Source organism: Cyclobacterium sediminis (assembly GCF_054781075.1).
Genome location: NZ_BAAGVC010000004.1, coordinates 42,590 through 57,431, shown reverse-complemented (window position 1 = coordinate 57,431; position 14,842 = coordinate 42,590). Strand labels below are relative to the sequence as shown.

Sequence of the window (14,842 nt, the reverse complement as noted above, 5' to 3'; positions counted from 1 at the left end):
GAGTACGATTAAATTTGTAATGATCTCCAAAAAATTTCGCAGATTTTATAACGGATTTTATTGGATTACACAGATTTCACGGATTTTTTTATTCAGTGAAATCTGTGTAATCCGTTTAATCCGTGATTCATCCGTTTAATCCGTGATTCAAACGTCAATTACAACACCAATCGCTTAAATGTGAGACTTTTACTTCCGAAGTTAATCAGTAGCCCGACTTTTAACCTATAAGCTTTTAAATAGTTCAGCACTTGGGCCAAATGAACGTCTTCTAAATGAATTTTAGCTTTAAGCTCCACTAAAACTTTTCCTTCTACTACAAAATCAGCTCTTCGAGTTCCGATTGGTTTTGTTAGGCCTTTGTAAAAAATGTCTTGTTCAATTTCTCTGGCAAATTCAAGATTCAACTGTCTCATTTCCCATGCTAGAGCCCGCTGATAAATGACCTCTTGAAAGCCATTGCCCAAAAATTTATGAACCTCAAAAGAGGCTCCGATAATCTTTTCTGTGATATCACTATGTTTCAACTCCATATTAAAACCAAGAAAATATTGAATTCACCTAATACTAAAGGTAATAAAAAATATACATAGAAAGAAAGCCACAGAAAACTAGCTTAAATCATTTTTAGAATCTTAATTAAATGAATGGCCATTGATAAAAGCTAAAAATTTGGGTTTGTATTGATCAGAAACGGTGATGCGCTGATCATTGATTAGGATCTGGCTGCGTTCGATTACATTTATATTATTAAGAGAGACAATAAAAGAACGATGCACCCGCATAAATTGACTTTCAGGTAATTCATCCTCTAAAGATTTAAGGCTCATCAGGGTCAAAATAGGCTTGGATTGGTCTTTTTGCCAAATTTTGATATAATCCTTCAATCCCTCAAAGTACAACACTTCAGACAGTTTGATCTTAACCTGCTTGTATTCAGATTTTACAAATAAAAACTCATTATTCTCTACTTGCTCAGGAGCTGTTTGTTTTCCTCTGACCAAATTAAACCAAGTACTGGCCTTATTCGCTGCCGCCAAAAACTCAGCATAATCAAAGGGTTTCAATAAATAGTCCAAGGCTTCCACCTTAAATCCTTCCAAGGCATACTCGTCGAAGGCAGTCGTAAAAATTACTCGGGTATCTTTGGGAAGCATTTTAGAAAATTCAATACCGGTAAGGTCAGGCATTTGAATGTCTAGAAAAAGCAGATCAACGGGTGTGGATTTTAAAAATTCCATGGCTTCAATGGCACTACTACATTTTCCTTTTAAATCCAGAAAGGGTGTTTTATTCACATAACTTTCCACAAGGTTCAATGCCATAGGTTCATCATCTACAATCAGACATGAAATTTTTAAATTCTTCATTCAATTTTAAGCAGTTTCTATCCTTAAAGTAACCAAAAAACGATTCTCAATTAGCTCATGCTTAAATTGATATTTATTAGGGTATAACAACTGCAATCGTTTTTCAAGATTTTGAATCCCAATACCAGAACCACTTTTATCGGCTACTTTTTTCGGAAAGTTATCATTTTCAATTTTAAAAACCACAATATCATTGTCCAATTTCATATCCATTTCAATCAAATTTTCGTTGCTGGCTGAAATACCATGTTTGAATGCATTTTCTATCAAAGAAATAAATAACAAGGGTGCAATCGTGATGCCTGTGTTAATAGTGGGAAAATGATAGTTAACCGTTGTTTTATCAGAAACCCTTAGCTTCATCAACTCAATGTATTTCTTCATAAAATCAATTTCTTTGGATAAGGGGACTTTTTCCAAATTTGTTTCATAAAGCATATAACGCATCAGCTTACTTAAACTGTGGATTGATTTTTTGGCCTCTTCCGGAGAAATATCCACAAGCGAATAAATATTGTTTAAGGAGTTAAAGAAAAAATGAGGTTGTAACTGATAATGCAGGTGTTGTAATTCAGTTTTTAATTGATAATTAGCAGCCTCCTTGCTTTCAGCCTCAGTTTTAACCCATTGTTGGGTAGTTTTTATGGCAATGGCAAAAATCAATGGAGCCATATAGGAAAGTAACTGAACATAAATAAACATCTTAAAGGAAGGGCCATTGTCTCCATCCTCTCGAGGTTTTCTTACAAGCTCAGTAAAGAAAGTATTGTCTAACCCTTCTCTTATCCATAATAAAAGTACCAACAAGATAATATTGACCCCAATAAATTCAAGCATTTTCTTTTGGAACAAAAATCGGTCAATAAAAAGAAAATAATTGACATAAAAGATAATGGCATAAAATACCAAAGGAATCCAGAAATGAGCAATTACCCGATTGAACTCTTGTTCCTGCCCATTGGACAGGACATAAGGCATGCTGAATAAAACAAACCACACCAAAAGGTGAGAAAAGGTCGTTATTTTCTTGTTATACTCCATATTAATTATTCGTATCGTAAAGCTGTGATCGGATCCAGTGCTGCAGCTTTTCTAGCCGGATACCATCCAAAAAAGATTCCGGTAATCGCACATACTGCAAAAGAAACAACAATTGAATACAAGGCTACACTGGTTGGCCAATGTAAGAACTTTTCAATAAAAACCGTAGCCCCTAAGCCCAATACTACTCCAAGCAAACCACCGGTAATACTAATGAGTATGGCCTCAATAAGGAACTGCATTAATATATCTGATCCCCTTCCCCCTATTGCCATGCGAAGGCCAATCTCCTTGGTACGCTCTTTTACAGAAACATACATGATGTTCATGATACCTATTCCTCCAATCAACAAAGATATACTGGCAACAGCTACCAACAATATGGTCAACATTTCTGTGGTGGAACTAAATGTAGAAATCAATTCTTCCATAGAGCGTACGCTAAAATTATCCTCTTCATCATCCCTTAATTGATGCTGAATCCGCATGATATCAATTACTTGATTTACGGCTTCAGGGGCATCTTCCTCGCTTACAGCTGATGCCATTACCTGATTTAGATAGTCTATGGCAAGAATTCGTTTCTGAACCGTGGTATAAGGTGCAATGACCACATCATCTTGATCTTGGCCAAATGTATTTTCACCTTTTTCTTCCAATACACCAATTACTTTAAATGGGATATTGTTGAATCGAATCATTTTCCCTACCGGACTGGCACCATCAGGAAAAACATTATCTACAACGGTTTGCCCAATTAAGGCCACCTTTGCTGCTGATTGTACTTCCGCTTGGGTAAACATACTTCCACTTTGAAGATCTACTACTTTGATGTCCAGGTATTCGGGATTTACACCATAGATAGTTGAGGGCCAGTTATTAGACCCGTTGATCACTTGTCCTCCTCCATTGACCATGGGGGTTATATGACTCAATAAGGTAGCCTCATCCCGGATGGCTTCATAATCCTCAAAGGTTAATGTTTGCATGTCACCGGAACTCCCTCTTACCCCTCCTCGCACTTCAGCTCCCGGACGAATGGTGATGATATTGGATCCCATACTGGAAATACTTTCCCTTATACTGGCCTTAGAGCCTTCCCCTATGGCCAGCATGGCTATAACCGATGCTACACCAATAATGATCCCTAGCATCGTCAATAGACTTCTCATTTTATTGAGAACAATGGCTTTAAAAGCAACTTTCAATAAGTTTATAATTCTCATGATTAATGATCTTCAATGGGTAATGCTGCCAATTCTTTCTCAGCAGATAAAATATTAGTATTGAAATAATCCTTGATTATATTGCCATCCTTGAGTACAATGGTTCTGTTACTGAAAGATGCAATATCAGGCTCATGCGTCACAAAGGTGATGGTGATTCCTTTTCGATTTAATTCCTGAAACAAGGACATGATTTCATAGGAGGTTCGGGTATCCAGGTTACCAGTAGCTTCATCAGCAAGAATCATGACCGGATTGTTAACCAGTGATCTCGCAATGGCCACACGTTGCTGTTGACCTCCGGAAAGTTGGGAGGGGGTATGGTGTAACCTATCCCCTAGCCCAACCATTTCCAATGCCTTTATGGCGCTGGATTTTCTTTCTGCCGAATTTACTTTTCTATTGTACAATAGTGGCAATTCTACATTTTCTATGGCTGTGGTTCTGGGGAGTAGATTATAGGATTGAAAAATAAACCCAATTTTTTCATTCCTTATGTTCGCCAACTGGTTTTTACTTAAATCCTTTATACTGACACCATCTATCTCATAACTTCCGGAACTTGGTTGATCCAAACAACCTAATATGTTCAGCAAAGTACTCTTCCCAGAACCACTTGAGCCCATTATAGTAACAAACTCTCCTTTATTTATTGTAAAAGAGATTCCTTTTAGTGCGTGAACTGTTTCCGTTCCCATGGTGAAGGAGCGCTTTAGTTCATTTATGTTAATGATTTCTTTGCTCATGGCTATTTTATTTTTTACGGTCTCCACCTGGTCTTTGTGGCATAAAAGGACTTTCGCTACTAGCTTCTTTTGCAACTTCCTGGCTGGTTTGTTTTAAGCTGTATACCAATTCATCGCCCTGGTTAATACCAGTTAGAATTTGAACATTTACCCCATCACTAGCTCCAATAGCTACAGTTTTAGCAGTCAGTGAATGGTCTTGATTTAAAACCCACACCTGGGTCTTTTCGCCCTGCTTAATTGATTTAGTAGGTGGCAAATTATTTTGCATATTGTATTCATTCAAGCTTTCAACATCCGGTTTAAAATTTATGGACTTGGCCTCAGCAGTAAGCACATCATTTAATTCCAGGGTATAAATAGAAATTGTAGCTGTCAGGCCAGGTTTCAATTTAAGATCTGGATTATCTGCCCGGATGACCACAGTATAAGTCACCACATTTGAAGTAATTGTTGGATCCAATCTAACCTGCGTCACTTCACCTTCAAAAGTTTCTCCTATATAGGCATCAACGGTAAAGGTTACGCGTTGTCCTTCTTTGACATATCCGATATCAGCTTCATCCACATCTGCTTCCACTTGCATTTCTTTCAAATCCTGTGCAATGGTAAATAATGTCGGTGTACTATAACTGGCCGCTACTGTTTGCCCTTCGTCGATGTCACGAGAAAGAACCACCCCATCAATTGGTGAATAAATATTGGCATAACCCAAATTGGTTTTGGCTGCTTGAAGGTCAGACAAACGCTGCGTGACAGTACCTTTGGCTGTTTCATAACTGTAAAGCGCTTCATCATAATCAGACTTACTAATCACTTTATTTTCATATAGCTTCTTTTGTCTTTCAAAAATGGTTTCGGTATATTTTTTCTGACTTAAAGCATTGTCATAAGCAGCTTGGTTTTGGGTAAGGGCAGCTTTTAAGTTTGTCTTGTCCAACTCGGCAATAAGCTGTCCTTCTTTTACCTCACTGTTATAATCTACATATATTTTTTCTACTACCCCTGAAACCTGTGTACCCACTTCCACCTGTGTGATGGGTTCCATGGTGCCGGTGGCGGTGACCAAGGTAGTAACATCCGCCTTTTTGGCTTTAACCGTTTTCGCTTCCATTACCACAGCATCCTCTCCTTTGATAAATTTGTAGGCTACAAGAGCAAGTATTACCAATAGAATGCTGCCAACGATGACATATTTTTTAGTTTTCATTTTAAAATTAATTATAGTTTAATGTCGTTTCCCTGATAAAATTGTAACAATTGGTTGTACAGAATATTTAAATACTTGGCCTGCAAGTAATTTTGCCTGGCATTGGTATAGGTGTTCTGACTGATTACCAGATCTGTAGTACTCAAATCTTCAAGTTCATATTTTTTCTGTGCAAGGTTGTAAGATTGTTCGGCCGCTTCCTGAGAGGATTTTGCAGCAAGCAGTTGCTCTTGGGCTGAAACGGCATTTTGATAGGCGGTTTCAACATTTTTGTAGATGACTTTTTCTGTATTTTGCTTTTGAATCTGCGCTTTTTCTATATTCAAAACGGCGGATTTTACTGCTGATTTGGTTTGATTTCTGTTAAAAATCGGAATGGTTAAGGTCAATCCAAGTCTTTGGTTAAAATTGGAATTGTATTGATCTGAAAAAGAAAGGTAATTGATACTGGTATAACCGGTACCTACACTACCATTCAAGGATAAGGTAGGCTTGTATGCCCCTTTGGCAATGGCCAATTCTTTTTCATTGATGGCGATATTAAGATCGCTTACCTCAACCTCCGGTAAAAATTGAAGCGCCTTGTAATAAATGGCTGTCTTATTAAGTTCAAGATTTATTAAATCCAGTTCTTTGTCAATGGTTTGGATGGCAAACTCCTGTGTTGGAGACAATTCCAACAATTGTTTTAGATCAATGATATATTGCTCATAGGTGTTTTTTGCCGTGATTACATTGAACTTGTTTGTTGCTGCCTGGCTTTGCGCTTCTGTATAATCAGATAAGGAGATGGTGCCTGCATCCAATCTCGCTTTGGCACGTAGCACTTCTTTTTCAGAAGCTTCCAAGTTGTTCTCTGCAATGCTAATACTTTCTTTGCTGTAAAGAGCACGTAAATAGGTCTCTAAAATATTTAGGGCAATGTTATTTTTCTCTACTTCTTCTTGAAAAATACTTTGCTCCATCAGCAATTTATTTTGTTCAATCTGGTTGTTCAGTTGATTGCCTTGATAAAGGGTCATGGAACTGTTGATACCTAAATTGTTACTATTGATTTTTTCAGAGACGAAATCACTGGTAATGGGATCTATACTGTTACCACTGGTAAATGTTTGTGAAGCACTTCCAAACAAATTCGGCAATCTGGCGGATTTGGCCCTGTCATAATCTACTTCCGCCAAATCTGTGTTCAGTACAGCATCTTTAACAGTGATATTATTCTCAAGGGCATAATTTATACAATCTTCCAGTGACCAAATTTCCGGGCTGGGTGCAACTTCCTGTGCACTGATGGGCTGCACAAAAAATAAGCTAAATATAAGAAGGTACCGTTTCATTTTTTAAAGTGTTTTAGATTAACACTTTAAAGGTGGGATAATATGCTATTTTATTAAAGTGTGATAGACGTTTGCCACTATTGCCTATACAAACACCCTTTTTTTACCGATGGGAGATTTTGGTATTTAACTGTTCAATTCAAAACTGGCATGCATTCTGCTAAATATTTCTGATGTTTAATCCCAATACGATTTAATATGGATTGGAACCTGAATCTAAACTTTTTAGCAGCAATGTTGGCCATGGTAAATCCCATTGGCCTTATACCCATTTGGTATGAAATGACCGGAGACGCCACACCAAAAGTAAGAAGAAAAATTGCCCTTATGGTTACAGGGACTTCCTTCGTGACCTTACTTTTATTTTTAATTTTGGGAAAATATATTTTGGTATTTTTTAATATCGATATAGAAGTTTTTAAGATTGCCGGTGGGTTTCTATTGATGTTCACTGCATTGTCAATGATTAATGGATCTGCTACCAAACTAGAAGAGTTAAAAGAAGAGGCTGATACCAATTTTGGGCTGGCCAAGCTTAGGTTTGAAAAAGTAATGGTTCCGCTTGTCATTCCGATGTTGGCCGGGCCCGGATCTATTACTACCGTATTATTGTACAGTTTCCGAGCAAGTGGTTCAACTACTTATGTAGGACTATCCGGTGTTTTATTGCTCAGTTATTTTTTACTTTTTATCGTCTTCAGTTTTTCCTATAAAGTAGAAAATAAGGTAGATGACATTGTTTTTGTAGGGTTTACTCGATTATTTGGTTTAATAGTTGCTGCAATTGCCGTTCAGTTTATGGTCGAAGGATTGGGAGAGGTATTTCCGAATTGGATGGAAGGTGGCTCTGCTGTTGAAATAGAAGATAAATAAGGTTACTTATGGCGTATTAAATATTTACCCGATTCAATGGATAAAAGGGTAGGAATTTGAGTTTTATTTGGACGAAAAATAATTTTAAGAGTCCTCACCTTTCATCATAAATTTCTCCCTGAAAGTTGTCAGTATCAAAAACAAATGTACTTTCCGGAAGTCCCTGATCTATTTTGATGTTTGTATATTCGTAAGTAGTAATGGTTTGCATTTTATTGACAAGGACAACTTTCTCCTGGATTTTTGAAGTTTCATTGATCCATAGCCTGACCTGATGATACTCCAGTTCCGGATTGGAAAATTGAAGATAAACTTGGTCATAAGTTACTCCATTTACCGATTTTTTACCTTCATATATTGACTTGGTCGCCGTTTCATACACTGGAGAAAAAATGAGGTCAAAATTAAAGCTTTCTTCCGGATCATAATTCATAATGTTAACTTCTGAATTTTCCTCACCGGGTAAATGTATCCACAAAGACTTACCATCACTGTATATTTCCTGGTCCTCCATAATTACCACAAATTTGCCTTTGGCATAATGGAATTTTCCATTTTTAGAGACCCGTGTTGGATTAGTCTTGATTTCAATGCTATAGGTAAAATCAGCAGAAAAATCACTTATACCTTCTAAATGATCTTTAACTTCTCTAAGAATGCTCTTCGCTAGCTCCTCTTGGGAAAACCCAGGTAGGCAGGTAATAAAAAGGAACAATAAACATACTGTATTTTTTCTCAAGGGTTTATCTGTAAGGTTACCTTTATAAGGTACAAAATCCTGGTTGAATTGAACCCAATATGAATAGAATTATTTAATCAATATTTATAAAACTCAAAAAATCACTCTTGTTCTTAGGTCTAGGAAACATTGTTAAACTTTAACCCGAAATAGGATATAGACCTCCTATTAAATGGTGAAATTACCTTCAAATTAAAAACGAAGTAACTACTTCAATTTCTACGTAGTAATATCCAAACAGTCAGTTTTTTTTTGTGATTTCAACTATCCCCGAGAAAGCTCAGGAGATCCTGTTGCATCATCCGGTTTTAATTATTCCATGACAACAAAAAAAGCAGCACCTGAAGAAGTTTTTTCTAAGAAATCACTTCTCCCGGTACTGGTGAACATAAACAACCTAAACTTACTTATAACTATAATCGGGTATTAAATATTTGAATGAACTATTTTTTTAATCATTAAGGTAATTACTTACCGCATTTGTTCTGGATGTGGCATGGGACATTAAGGTGCTTACTGCATTTTGAAAGTCCCCACTGCTATTCAAGAAGGTATAGCCATTGATTTCACTGGTGGCATATTGTTCTACCAAAGCAGCATGAGTGGTGTATTTTGCTTGTACCGTACTGGTATTGAATGCTCCATTGATAACTTCTGCTACATAGGCATCATATTTTGCCTTATATACCTCGTCTGCATACAAATAACCTATCAATGGCCAACTAGAGGCATTCAGGCCGGAGAAATTTAATGGTAAACTTCCCTGCTGGTTTCCACTTTGAAGGGCCTCATTATGGTCCCAAGGAATCCAGTTCAATTTATCAGTGTCCGGATCATTGTACAAATAATAATTATGCGTCATCCGTCCATAAGTATCCCAATTTTGAATGATGGTATTAACCGCCAGGTACTTAAGAAAAACATCGGTATCAAACACTTCCTCAAGATTTGATCTCCAGATGGCCGGATCAGAGGTCCTGGAAGCATCATGCAATACGGTCAATAAACTTTCTACATCGGAGAAATCAGCCTCGTCTTCATTGGTCTTTTTCACATATTCATCTTCATCGTAAGTCCCATAAGCAAAACTGGCTGCATCACCATCAGGTTTGTATAAGTTGCCATCGTTATCAGCGTATTGGGTATCAATGAGGGTATCATCTACCTCCTCTACCATGGTATATAACCCAAAATAAATCGGGCCATCTCCATAGTCAACATATACGGTATAAAAGGCCGTATGTGAAGCAACTAATCCTGCATCTCGAAAAATCTCGGTCGCCACCTTTTCTCTCAGCATGGATTTATCGTTGTAGTTGTTCTTCAAACTTAACTTCTTGAAACCATAAAAGCGTTGGTTTTTGATTTGTGGATAATCATCCTCAAATTCATCAAAATCTAGTTTAAAGGACAACTTTAATATGCCTGATTGCCAACTACTTTGTAAACTTGAATTGCCTTTAAAGCGGAGGCCTACTCGGTACCATTCTTTCCCTTCATAATATACTTCAGCAGGTACAAAAACAGGGTCTTCATCGGGGAAATTGCCGGCACCTCCACCAAATCCACCACCACCGGGACCACCTCCCCCACCACGAGATCCAAAGGTGCCATATATATTGGTCATATCCCCTAGCATGGTTTGCCAGCGATCTTCAGTGATAACAATATCCAGCCTTTTTACCGCTTGATCATTGAATACTTCATCAAAATCAGGGGCTGCATCATTGCTATGTGTACCTGTGGTCCAGTCAATAGCTTCAAAATCAGTATCATCAATGATCAGCTCAACTTCCTCTTCCTCCCCATCAACAATATCCTTAACTTCATCCACGCAAGAAGCTAAAGCAAATAGTAAAGGCAATAAATACAGGTATTTTGAATACCCTAATAAGGGTTTTATTTTCATTTTTTTCATTTTAGTCAAATTTGAGTTCAAACAATACTGCATCAATTTCTTGTTGCTGAATGAAAGAAGTAATGGTGACCTTTCATTAAAGATGAATTAAATCTCATTATTCCCGAGGTCTCCTAGCTGGTCGTTGGTTTTCTCTTTCTTTCTTTATTTCTAAATAAGTTTCCAGCTGGTTTCCAGTTAAAGTGGCCTTCAATTCATTATCGATTTTTGCCCTTGCTTCTTTGGCCATTTTTCGGGACTTCATAACATCAGCATATTTTTCGTGAATGCTTTTCCATTCGATTACCTGCTCATCGGATAAGCCCAGTTCTTTGGTAGCCATCTCTATGATTTCATCTGTTGTTGGAGGTTCAGGTCTCTTTACTTGAGCATAAGCCATTGAAGTAAAAGCAACCATTGCGAGCATTATGAATATCTTTTTCATTTATTGTTTTTTTATTTTCTTCTTTAGACGCAGGTTGAGTAGTCATCCCTCTCTAGGTTTAATTTATTTTTAACTTTTTTATAAATTCCGCAAATTAAATACCCCTGGGGTTCATAATTTATTTTGATTAAGATATTGAAAAAGAGCGCCTTAAAATACATTTAGTTCAGTATCTAAAGACTAATTTTTTTTAATAAATTTCTTTAAGGAAGGGATTTTCTGGAGGTTATACCACTATTTATATTTCTTCACTAAATTTCGGTAAACTGAAAACGAATCATTTTATATTTCAAAACCAGCTAAGGATTTATACCAAACCACTGGTGATTGTATTAGTAAATAATAGTGTAATTGACCATTCTATTTTTATAGATTCCGAAATAGTTTTGAATAAAATGTTGGTACAGTAGTTAAAAAAATGTATTTTAAAATGTTGATAACCAATAGAATAAATATATGTCCGAAAATATATGGATTGCTTTTATCGGTTTTTCAGGAGTAGTAATAGGGTCCTTATCGACCCTGGCAGGAACTTGGTTGGCACATTTTTTAAAAGAAAAGGCTGCCGCCAGAAAAGACAAAGCGAGGAAAGATTTACTTTTGAAAATGTTATCAGATGATGCTAATGAATGGCGAGATCTGCAGACACTACAACATGTAATTGGAGCAGATGAAGACACTACCAAAAGTCTCCTCATTTCAATTGGTGCCAGGGCTTCTGAAAACGGAAAACCCCTTTGGGCACTGATTAGCAGGAAACCTTTGCCCCAAAATGCCTAGACTTTAAAATTAATTGCTGGTGAGAAAAAAGATTAATCACATATTAACTGCTTAATTAAGCCAGATTTTTGTTCTTTTCTTGGGGCTTTACAGCTTCTCTCAAATCTTCAAAGATCATATATAGACTCGGAACAATAACCAAAATAATGGCCGTGGCGAAAATGATTCCAAAGCCTAATGAAATGGCCATCGGAATTAGCTGAAATGCCTGACTAGAAGTTTCAAGAATGATTGGGGTCAATCCTCCAAAAGTGGTCAAGGTTGTTAAAATAATAGGTCTAAAACGCCTTACACCTGCTTCATGGATGGCCTCGTAAGCTGAAAACTCTTTACGAGCTTTATTGGCATAGTCAATCATAATTAAGGAATCGTTGACCACCACCCCTGATAAGGCGATTACTCCCATAAGGCTAACTAAAGAAAGATCGTAACCTAAAAGAATATGCCCAATAACCGCTCCAACAATTCCAAATGGAATGGCCAACATTATTATGATAGGTTGGGAATAACTGTTCAATGCAATTGCCAAAAGGCAGAAAATCAAAAGCATAGCGATAATAAAGCCCGACCAGAGGGCTTCAGTCGATTCCCGCATTTGTGCTTGACTTCCTTCATAAGTCCAAGCAATTCCGGGAAAATCAGCTCTGAGCTGTGGCAATACTTGTTGGTTTAGCGCTTTAAGCACCCTGGTTTGTGCGGCTGGAGGCTCAACGTCCATTCCTACATTCACCACTCTTTTTCCATCTCTCCTGTTGATATTGGTAAAAGTCTCCCCTTCCGTGACCCGAACTACATCCAACAATGGAACAGATACTCCATTGGGTGCCTGAATGATAAATTCTTCCAGATAGTTGATGTCTTTTCGCTCCTCAAGGGGAAGTTTTACTCTTATCTCAAACTCATTGATCCCCCTCAGTTGCCGCATGGCCAATGCGCCAAAAAAGGCATCCCTAACCTGCTGCCCCACCATATTGGGTGTTAAGCCCAGATTTCGGCCTTCAGGAAGCAATTCAAAGCCTAATTGTCGTTTTCCCTTATTGTAATTGTCGCTTACATCACGGGTTTCTGTAAAGGATTCTACGCGTTCCAAAAAAGCCTGGCTGGCCCTTTCCAAAACTTCAATGTCAGGATGACTCAGGTCCACACTTATGTCTTGCCGAGCTCCACCCGGACCACGTTCAGCTTCAAAATTAATTTGATCCACTCCTTTTATGTCACCAATATTGTCCCGCCATATTTCTATCAATTCTTTAGGACCCATGTCTCTCTGATCCGGTGGTTTCATGACAATTTCTACATCAATAAAATCCTTACCACGAACATTGGTTTTGACACCATAGGCCACCTTATACAAATCATAATCCTCAAACATCTTGTGGGTATTGTTTGTAATTTCGACGGCCACTTTTGCTGCCTGGTCATTTGTAGTCCCGACAGGGAGACGAACAGCAGCTTCTATTTCATCAGCGGCCACCTCCGGCATTAAGACTGTTCCCATATGGTCGCTGTAAGCAAAACCTCCCACCAAAACCAATAATGAAATGGCAGCAGAAAAAGTCAGGTATCTATTTCTTAAACAGAGGTCAAGAAAAGGTTTGTAATGTTTGTTGATAAACCTGTTAAAGCCGGAAGCAATAGCACCTTGCCAGGTCTCCAGTTTTTGTACCCAAGCGTGTTTTTTTACCCTAGGAGATTTGGTTACATGGGAAGGTAAAATAAATAATGCCTCAAATAAGGATACAAACAAAACCACAATCACCACTACCGGCAATGGCCACCAATATTTCCCGGTTTCCCCCGGAATAAATAATAAAGGCACAAAAGCGATTACAGTAGTTAAAATACTAATGATTACCGGCTTTGATACATCTTTTGCTCCCAGGATAGCAGCATCGATATAAGAATAGCCTTTTTGTCGAAATTCATAGATATTTTCACCTACCACAATGGCATCATCAACCACAATTCCCAATACGATCAAAAAGCCAAACATGGAGATCATATTGATACTAAGCCCTACAATGGGAAGAAAAAGCATGGCACCAACAAAGGACACCGTCATCCCCATCATTACCCAAAAAGCCAACCTATATTCAAGAAATAAACCTAAAATGACCAAAACAATGACGATGGCCATTAGTCCGTTTTCTGTTAGCAAAGACAGTCTTTCTCGAAAATCTTCGGCCCTATTACTTTCTATTCTTACTTTCACCCCAGGTGGCAAGCCGGGCTCAAATTCAGTCAAAATATTTTTGACCTTTTCCTCAATTTCTAAGGGTGATTGATCTCCTATCCTGAATACTTCCAGGTCTACGGTGTTTTGTTGTTCAAATTGTCCATTGAACCCAACCTCCTCAAATCCATCCCTAATGCTGGCAATATCTCCCAATTTAATGGTCGCTCCCGAAGCTGATGAAATAATATCTATATTAGCAAATTCTTCGGCAATAAGCTTCCTTTCTTCCATGCGAAGTAGGATTTCGCCGGACAAGGTCTCTATCGACCCTGCAGGGATATCCCTACTTGAAGCTTCAATCAAATCAGCTACCTGACCCAAGGTGAGATTATATTGTAACAACGTATTTCTAGGAATTTCTACATGGGTAACGAAATCCGGTACATTGCCTATCTCCACTTGTGTAATCTGCTCATCACTGAGCAATCTGGTCCTTAGTCGTTCAGCCAAAATCCTTAAGGTCCAAACATTTACATTACCATAGATCCCTACTTGCATCACATCCATCTGTTGGTTTTGCAATACAATTTGAGGCCTTTCTATATCATCGGGAAAAGTCTGTATCCGACTTACGGCTTGGTTGATGTCCTGTAAGGCTTTCATTCGATCTGTGCCGGGAATCAACCAAATTTCTACGGTACCGGACCCCTCATTGGCCGAAGATATTATTTCCATAATCCCCTGCACTTCCCGCACCTTTTCCTCAACAGGAAGCACAATGCCTTGTTCCACCTCTTCAGGAGCAGCTCCGGGATAGACCACAGATACTTCAATAATGTCCAATTGAAATTGAGGGAATACCTCTTTCTGGACGGTATACATGGTATAAACACCTCCCACCAGAAATATCGCCATCAAAAGGTTGGTGATGATCGGGTTTCTGGCCATAAAAGCAATGGGACCTTTCTCTAACGCATGATTTGATTTTTCTTTCATGGTTTT

Annotated in this window: 13 protein-coding genes; 2 read left to right on the top strand and 11 right to left on the bottom strand. The window is 38.0% G+C overall.

All coding sequences use genetic code 11. The annotated features are described in order from the left end of the window. Nucleotides 1-158: 158 nt before the first annotated feature. The 7 genes from ACYVHJ_RS07730 to ACYVHJ_RS07700 all read right to left on the bottom strand — a co-directional run bounded on the left by ACYVHJ_RS07730 (nt 159) and on the right by ACYVHJ_RS07700 (nt 6,930). A complete protein-coding gene (locus tag ACYVHJ_RS07730; RefSeq protein WP_339905146.1) occupies nt 159-533 on the bottom strand; it encodes a GxxExxY protein in 375 nt (124 codons plus the stop codon). Between the two features lie 102 nt (nt 534-635). Then, nucleotides 636-1,370 carry a LytR/AlgR family response regulator transcription factor gene (locus ACYVHJ_RS07725; protein ID WP_339905145.1) on the bottom strand — a complete coding sequence of 245 codons (735 nt, stop codon included), beginning with the start codon at nt 1,368-1,370 and terminating at the stop codon, nt 636-638. Nucleotides 1,371-1,376: 6 nt separating this feature from the next. After that, nucleotides 1,377-2,411 (bottom strand): sensor histidine kinase, encoded by a 1,035-nt coding sequence (locus tag ACYVHJ_RS07720; RefSeq protein WP_460513786.1) that lies wholly within the window; start codon nt 2,409-2,411, stop codon nt 1,377-1,379. Between the two features lie 5 nt (nt 2,412-2,416). Further along, nucleotides 2,417-3,637, bottom strand: coding sequence for an ABC transporter permease (locus ACYVHJ_RS07715; protein ID WP_460513784.1), 1,221 nt, complete (start codon nt 3,635-3,637; stop codon nt 2,417-2,419). A gap of 2 nt (nt 3,638-3,639) precedes the next feature. Further along, entirely contained in the window at nt 3,640-4,383 is a 744-nt protein-coding gene (locus ACYVHJ_RS07710) for an ABC transporter ATP-binding protein (RefSeq protein ID WP_460513782.1), read from the bottom strand. Nucleotides 4,384-4,390: 7 nt separating this feature from the next. Beyond that, complete coding sequence (locus ACYVHJ_RS07705; protein WP_460513780.1) at nt 4,391-5,593, bottom strand: efflux RND transporter periplasmic adaptor subunit; 1,203 nt, start codon at nt 5,591-5,593, stop codon at nt 4,391-4,393. 11 nt (nt 5,594-5,604) lie between these two features. Further along, entirely contained in the window at nt 5,605-6,930 is a 1,326-nt protein-coding gene (locus ACYVHJ_RS07700; protein ID WP_460513778.1) for a TolC family protein, read from the bottom strand. A gap of 198 nt (nt 6,931-7,128) precedes the next feature. Between ACYVHJ_RS07700 and ACYVHJ_RS07695 the strand changes: the two genes are divergently transcribed. Further along, complete coding sequence (locus tag ACYVHJ_RS07695; RefSeq protein ID WP_460513776.1) at nt 7,129-7,803, top strand: MarC family protein; 675 nt, start codon at nt 7,129-7,131, stop codon at nt 7,801-7,803. Nucleotides 7,804-7,897: 94 nt separating this feature from the next. Here ACYVHJ_RS07695 and ACYVHJ_RS07690 read toward each other — a convergent pair whose 3' ends face one another. The 3 genes from ACYVHJ_RS07690 to ACYVHJ_RS07680 all read right to left on the bottom strand — a co-directional run bounded on the left by ACYVHJ_RS07690 (nt 7,898) and on the right by ACYVHJ_RS07680 (nt 10,884). Beyond that, complete coding sequence (locus tag ACYVHJ_RS07690) at nt 7,898-8,542, bottom strand: LolA family protein (RefSeq protein ID WP_460513774.1); 645 nt, start codon at nt 8,540-8,542, stop codon at nt 7,898-7,900. A gap of 451 nt (nt 8,543-8,993) precedes the next feature. Continuing rightward, nucleotides 8,994-10,451, bottom strand: coding sequence for a CotH kinase family protein (locus ACYVHJ_RS07685; protein WP_460513771.1), 1,458 nt, complete (start codon nt 10,449-10,451; stop codon nt 8,994-8,996). A gap of 106 nt (nt 10,452-10,557) precedes the next feature. Continuing rightward, on the bottom strand, nt 10,558-10,884 hold the full coding sequence (locus ACYVHJ_RS07680; RefSeq protein WP_460513769.1) for a hypothetical protein: 327 nt from the start codon (nt 10,882-10,884) through the stop codon (nt 10,558-10,560). 456 nt (nt 10,885-11,340) lie between these two features. Here ACYVHJ_RS07680 and ACYVHJ_RS07675 point away from each other — a divergent pair, with 456 nt between their 5' ends. After that, complete coding sequence (locus ACYVHJ_RS07675; protein ID WP_460513767.1) at nt 11,341-11,664, top strand: hypothetical protein; 324 nt, start codon at nt 11,341-11,343, stop codon at nt 11,662-11,664. A 55-nt stretch (nt 11,665-11,719) separates the two neighbouring features. Here the strand turns inward: ACYVHJ_RS07675 and ACYVHJ_RS07670 are convergent, their stop codons facing one another. Next, nucleotides 11,720-14,836, bottom strand: coding sequence for an efflux RND transporter permease subunit (locus ACYVHJ_RS07670; RefSeq protein ID WP_460513765.1), 3,117 nt, complete (start codon nt 14,834-14,836; stop codon nt 11,720-11,722). Nucleotides 14,837-14,842: the final 6 nt, after the last annotated feature.

Excerpts from the sequence above, each read along its gene's own strand:
- ACYVHJ_RS07680 (WP_460513769.1), bottom strand. The coding sequence starts at position 10,884 with ATGAAAAAGATATTCATAATGCTCGCAATGGTTGCTTTTACTTCAATG.
- ACYVHJ_RS07675 (WP_460513767.1), top strand. The coding sequence starts at position 11,341 with ATGTCCGAAAATATATGGATTGCTTTTATCGGTTTTTCAGGAGTAGTA.
- ACYVHJ_RS07695 (WP_460513776.1), top strand. The coding sequence starts at position 7,129 with ATGGATTGGAACCTGAATCTAAACTTTTTAGCAGCAATGTTGGCCATG.
- ACYVHJ_RS07710 (WP_460513782.1), bottom strand. The coding sequence starts at position 4,383 with ATGAGCAAAGAAATCATTAACATAAATGAACTAAAGCGCTCCTTCACC.
- ACYVHJ_RS07730 (WP_339905146.1), bottom strand. The coding sequence starts at position 533 with ATGGAGTTGAAACATAGTGATATCACAGAAAAGATTATCGGAGCCTCT.
- ACYVHJ_RS07685 (WP_460513771.1), bottom strand. The coding sequence starts at position 10,451 with ATGAAAATAAAACCCTTATTAGGGTATTCAAAATACCTGTATTTATTG.
- ACYVHJ_RS07720 (WP_460513786.1), bottom strand. The coding sequence starts at position 2,411 with ATGGAGTATAACAAGAAAATAACGACCTTTTCTCACCTTTTGGTGTGG.
- ACYVHJ_RS07700 (WP_460513778.1), bottom strand. The coding sequence starts at position 6,930 with ATGAAACGGTACCTTCTTATATTTAGCTTATTTTTTGTGCAGCCCATC.
- ACYVHJ_RS07705 (WP_460513780.1), bottom strand. The coding sequence starts at position 5,593 with ATGAAAACTAAAAAATATGTCATCGTTGGCAGCATTCTATTGGTAATA.
- ACYVHJ_RS07715 (WP_460513784.1), bottom strand. The coding sequence starts at position 3,637 with ATGAGAATTATAAACTTATTGAAAGTTGCTTTTAAAGCCATTGTTCTC.
- ACYVHJ_RS07670 (WP_460513765.1), bottom strand. The coding sequence starts at position 14,836 with ATGAAAGAAAAATCAAATCATGCGTTAGAGAAAGGTCCCATTGCTTTT.
- ACYVHJ_RS07725 (WP_339905145.1), bottom strand. The coding sequence starts at position 1,370 with ATGAAGAATTTAAAAATTTCATGTCTGATTGTAGATGATGAACCTATG.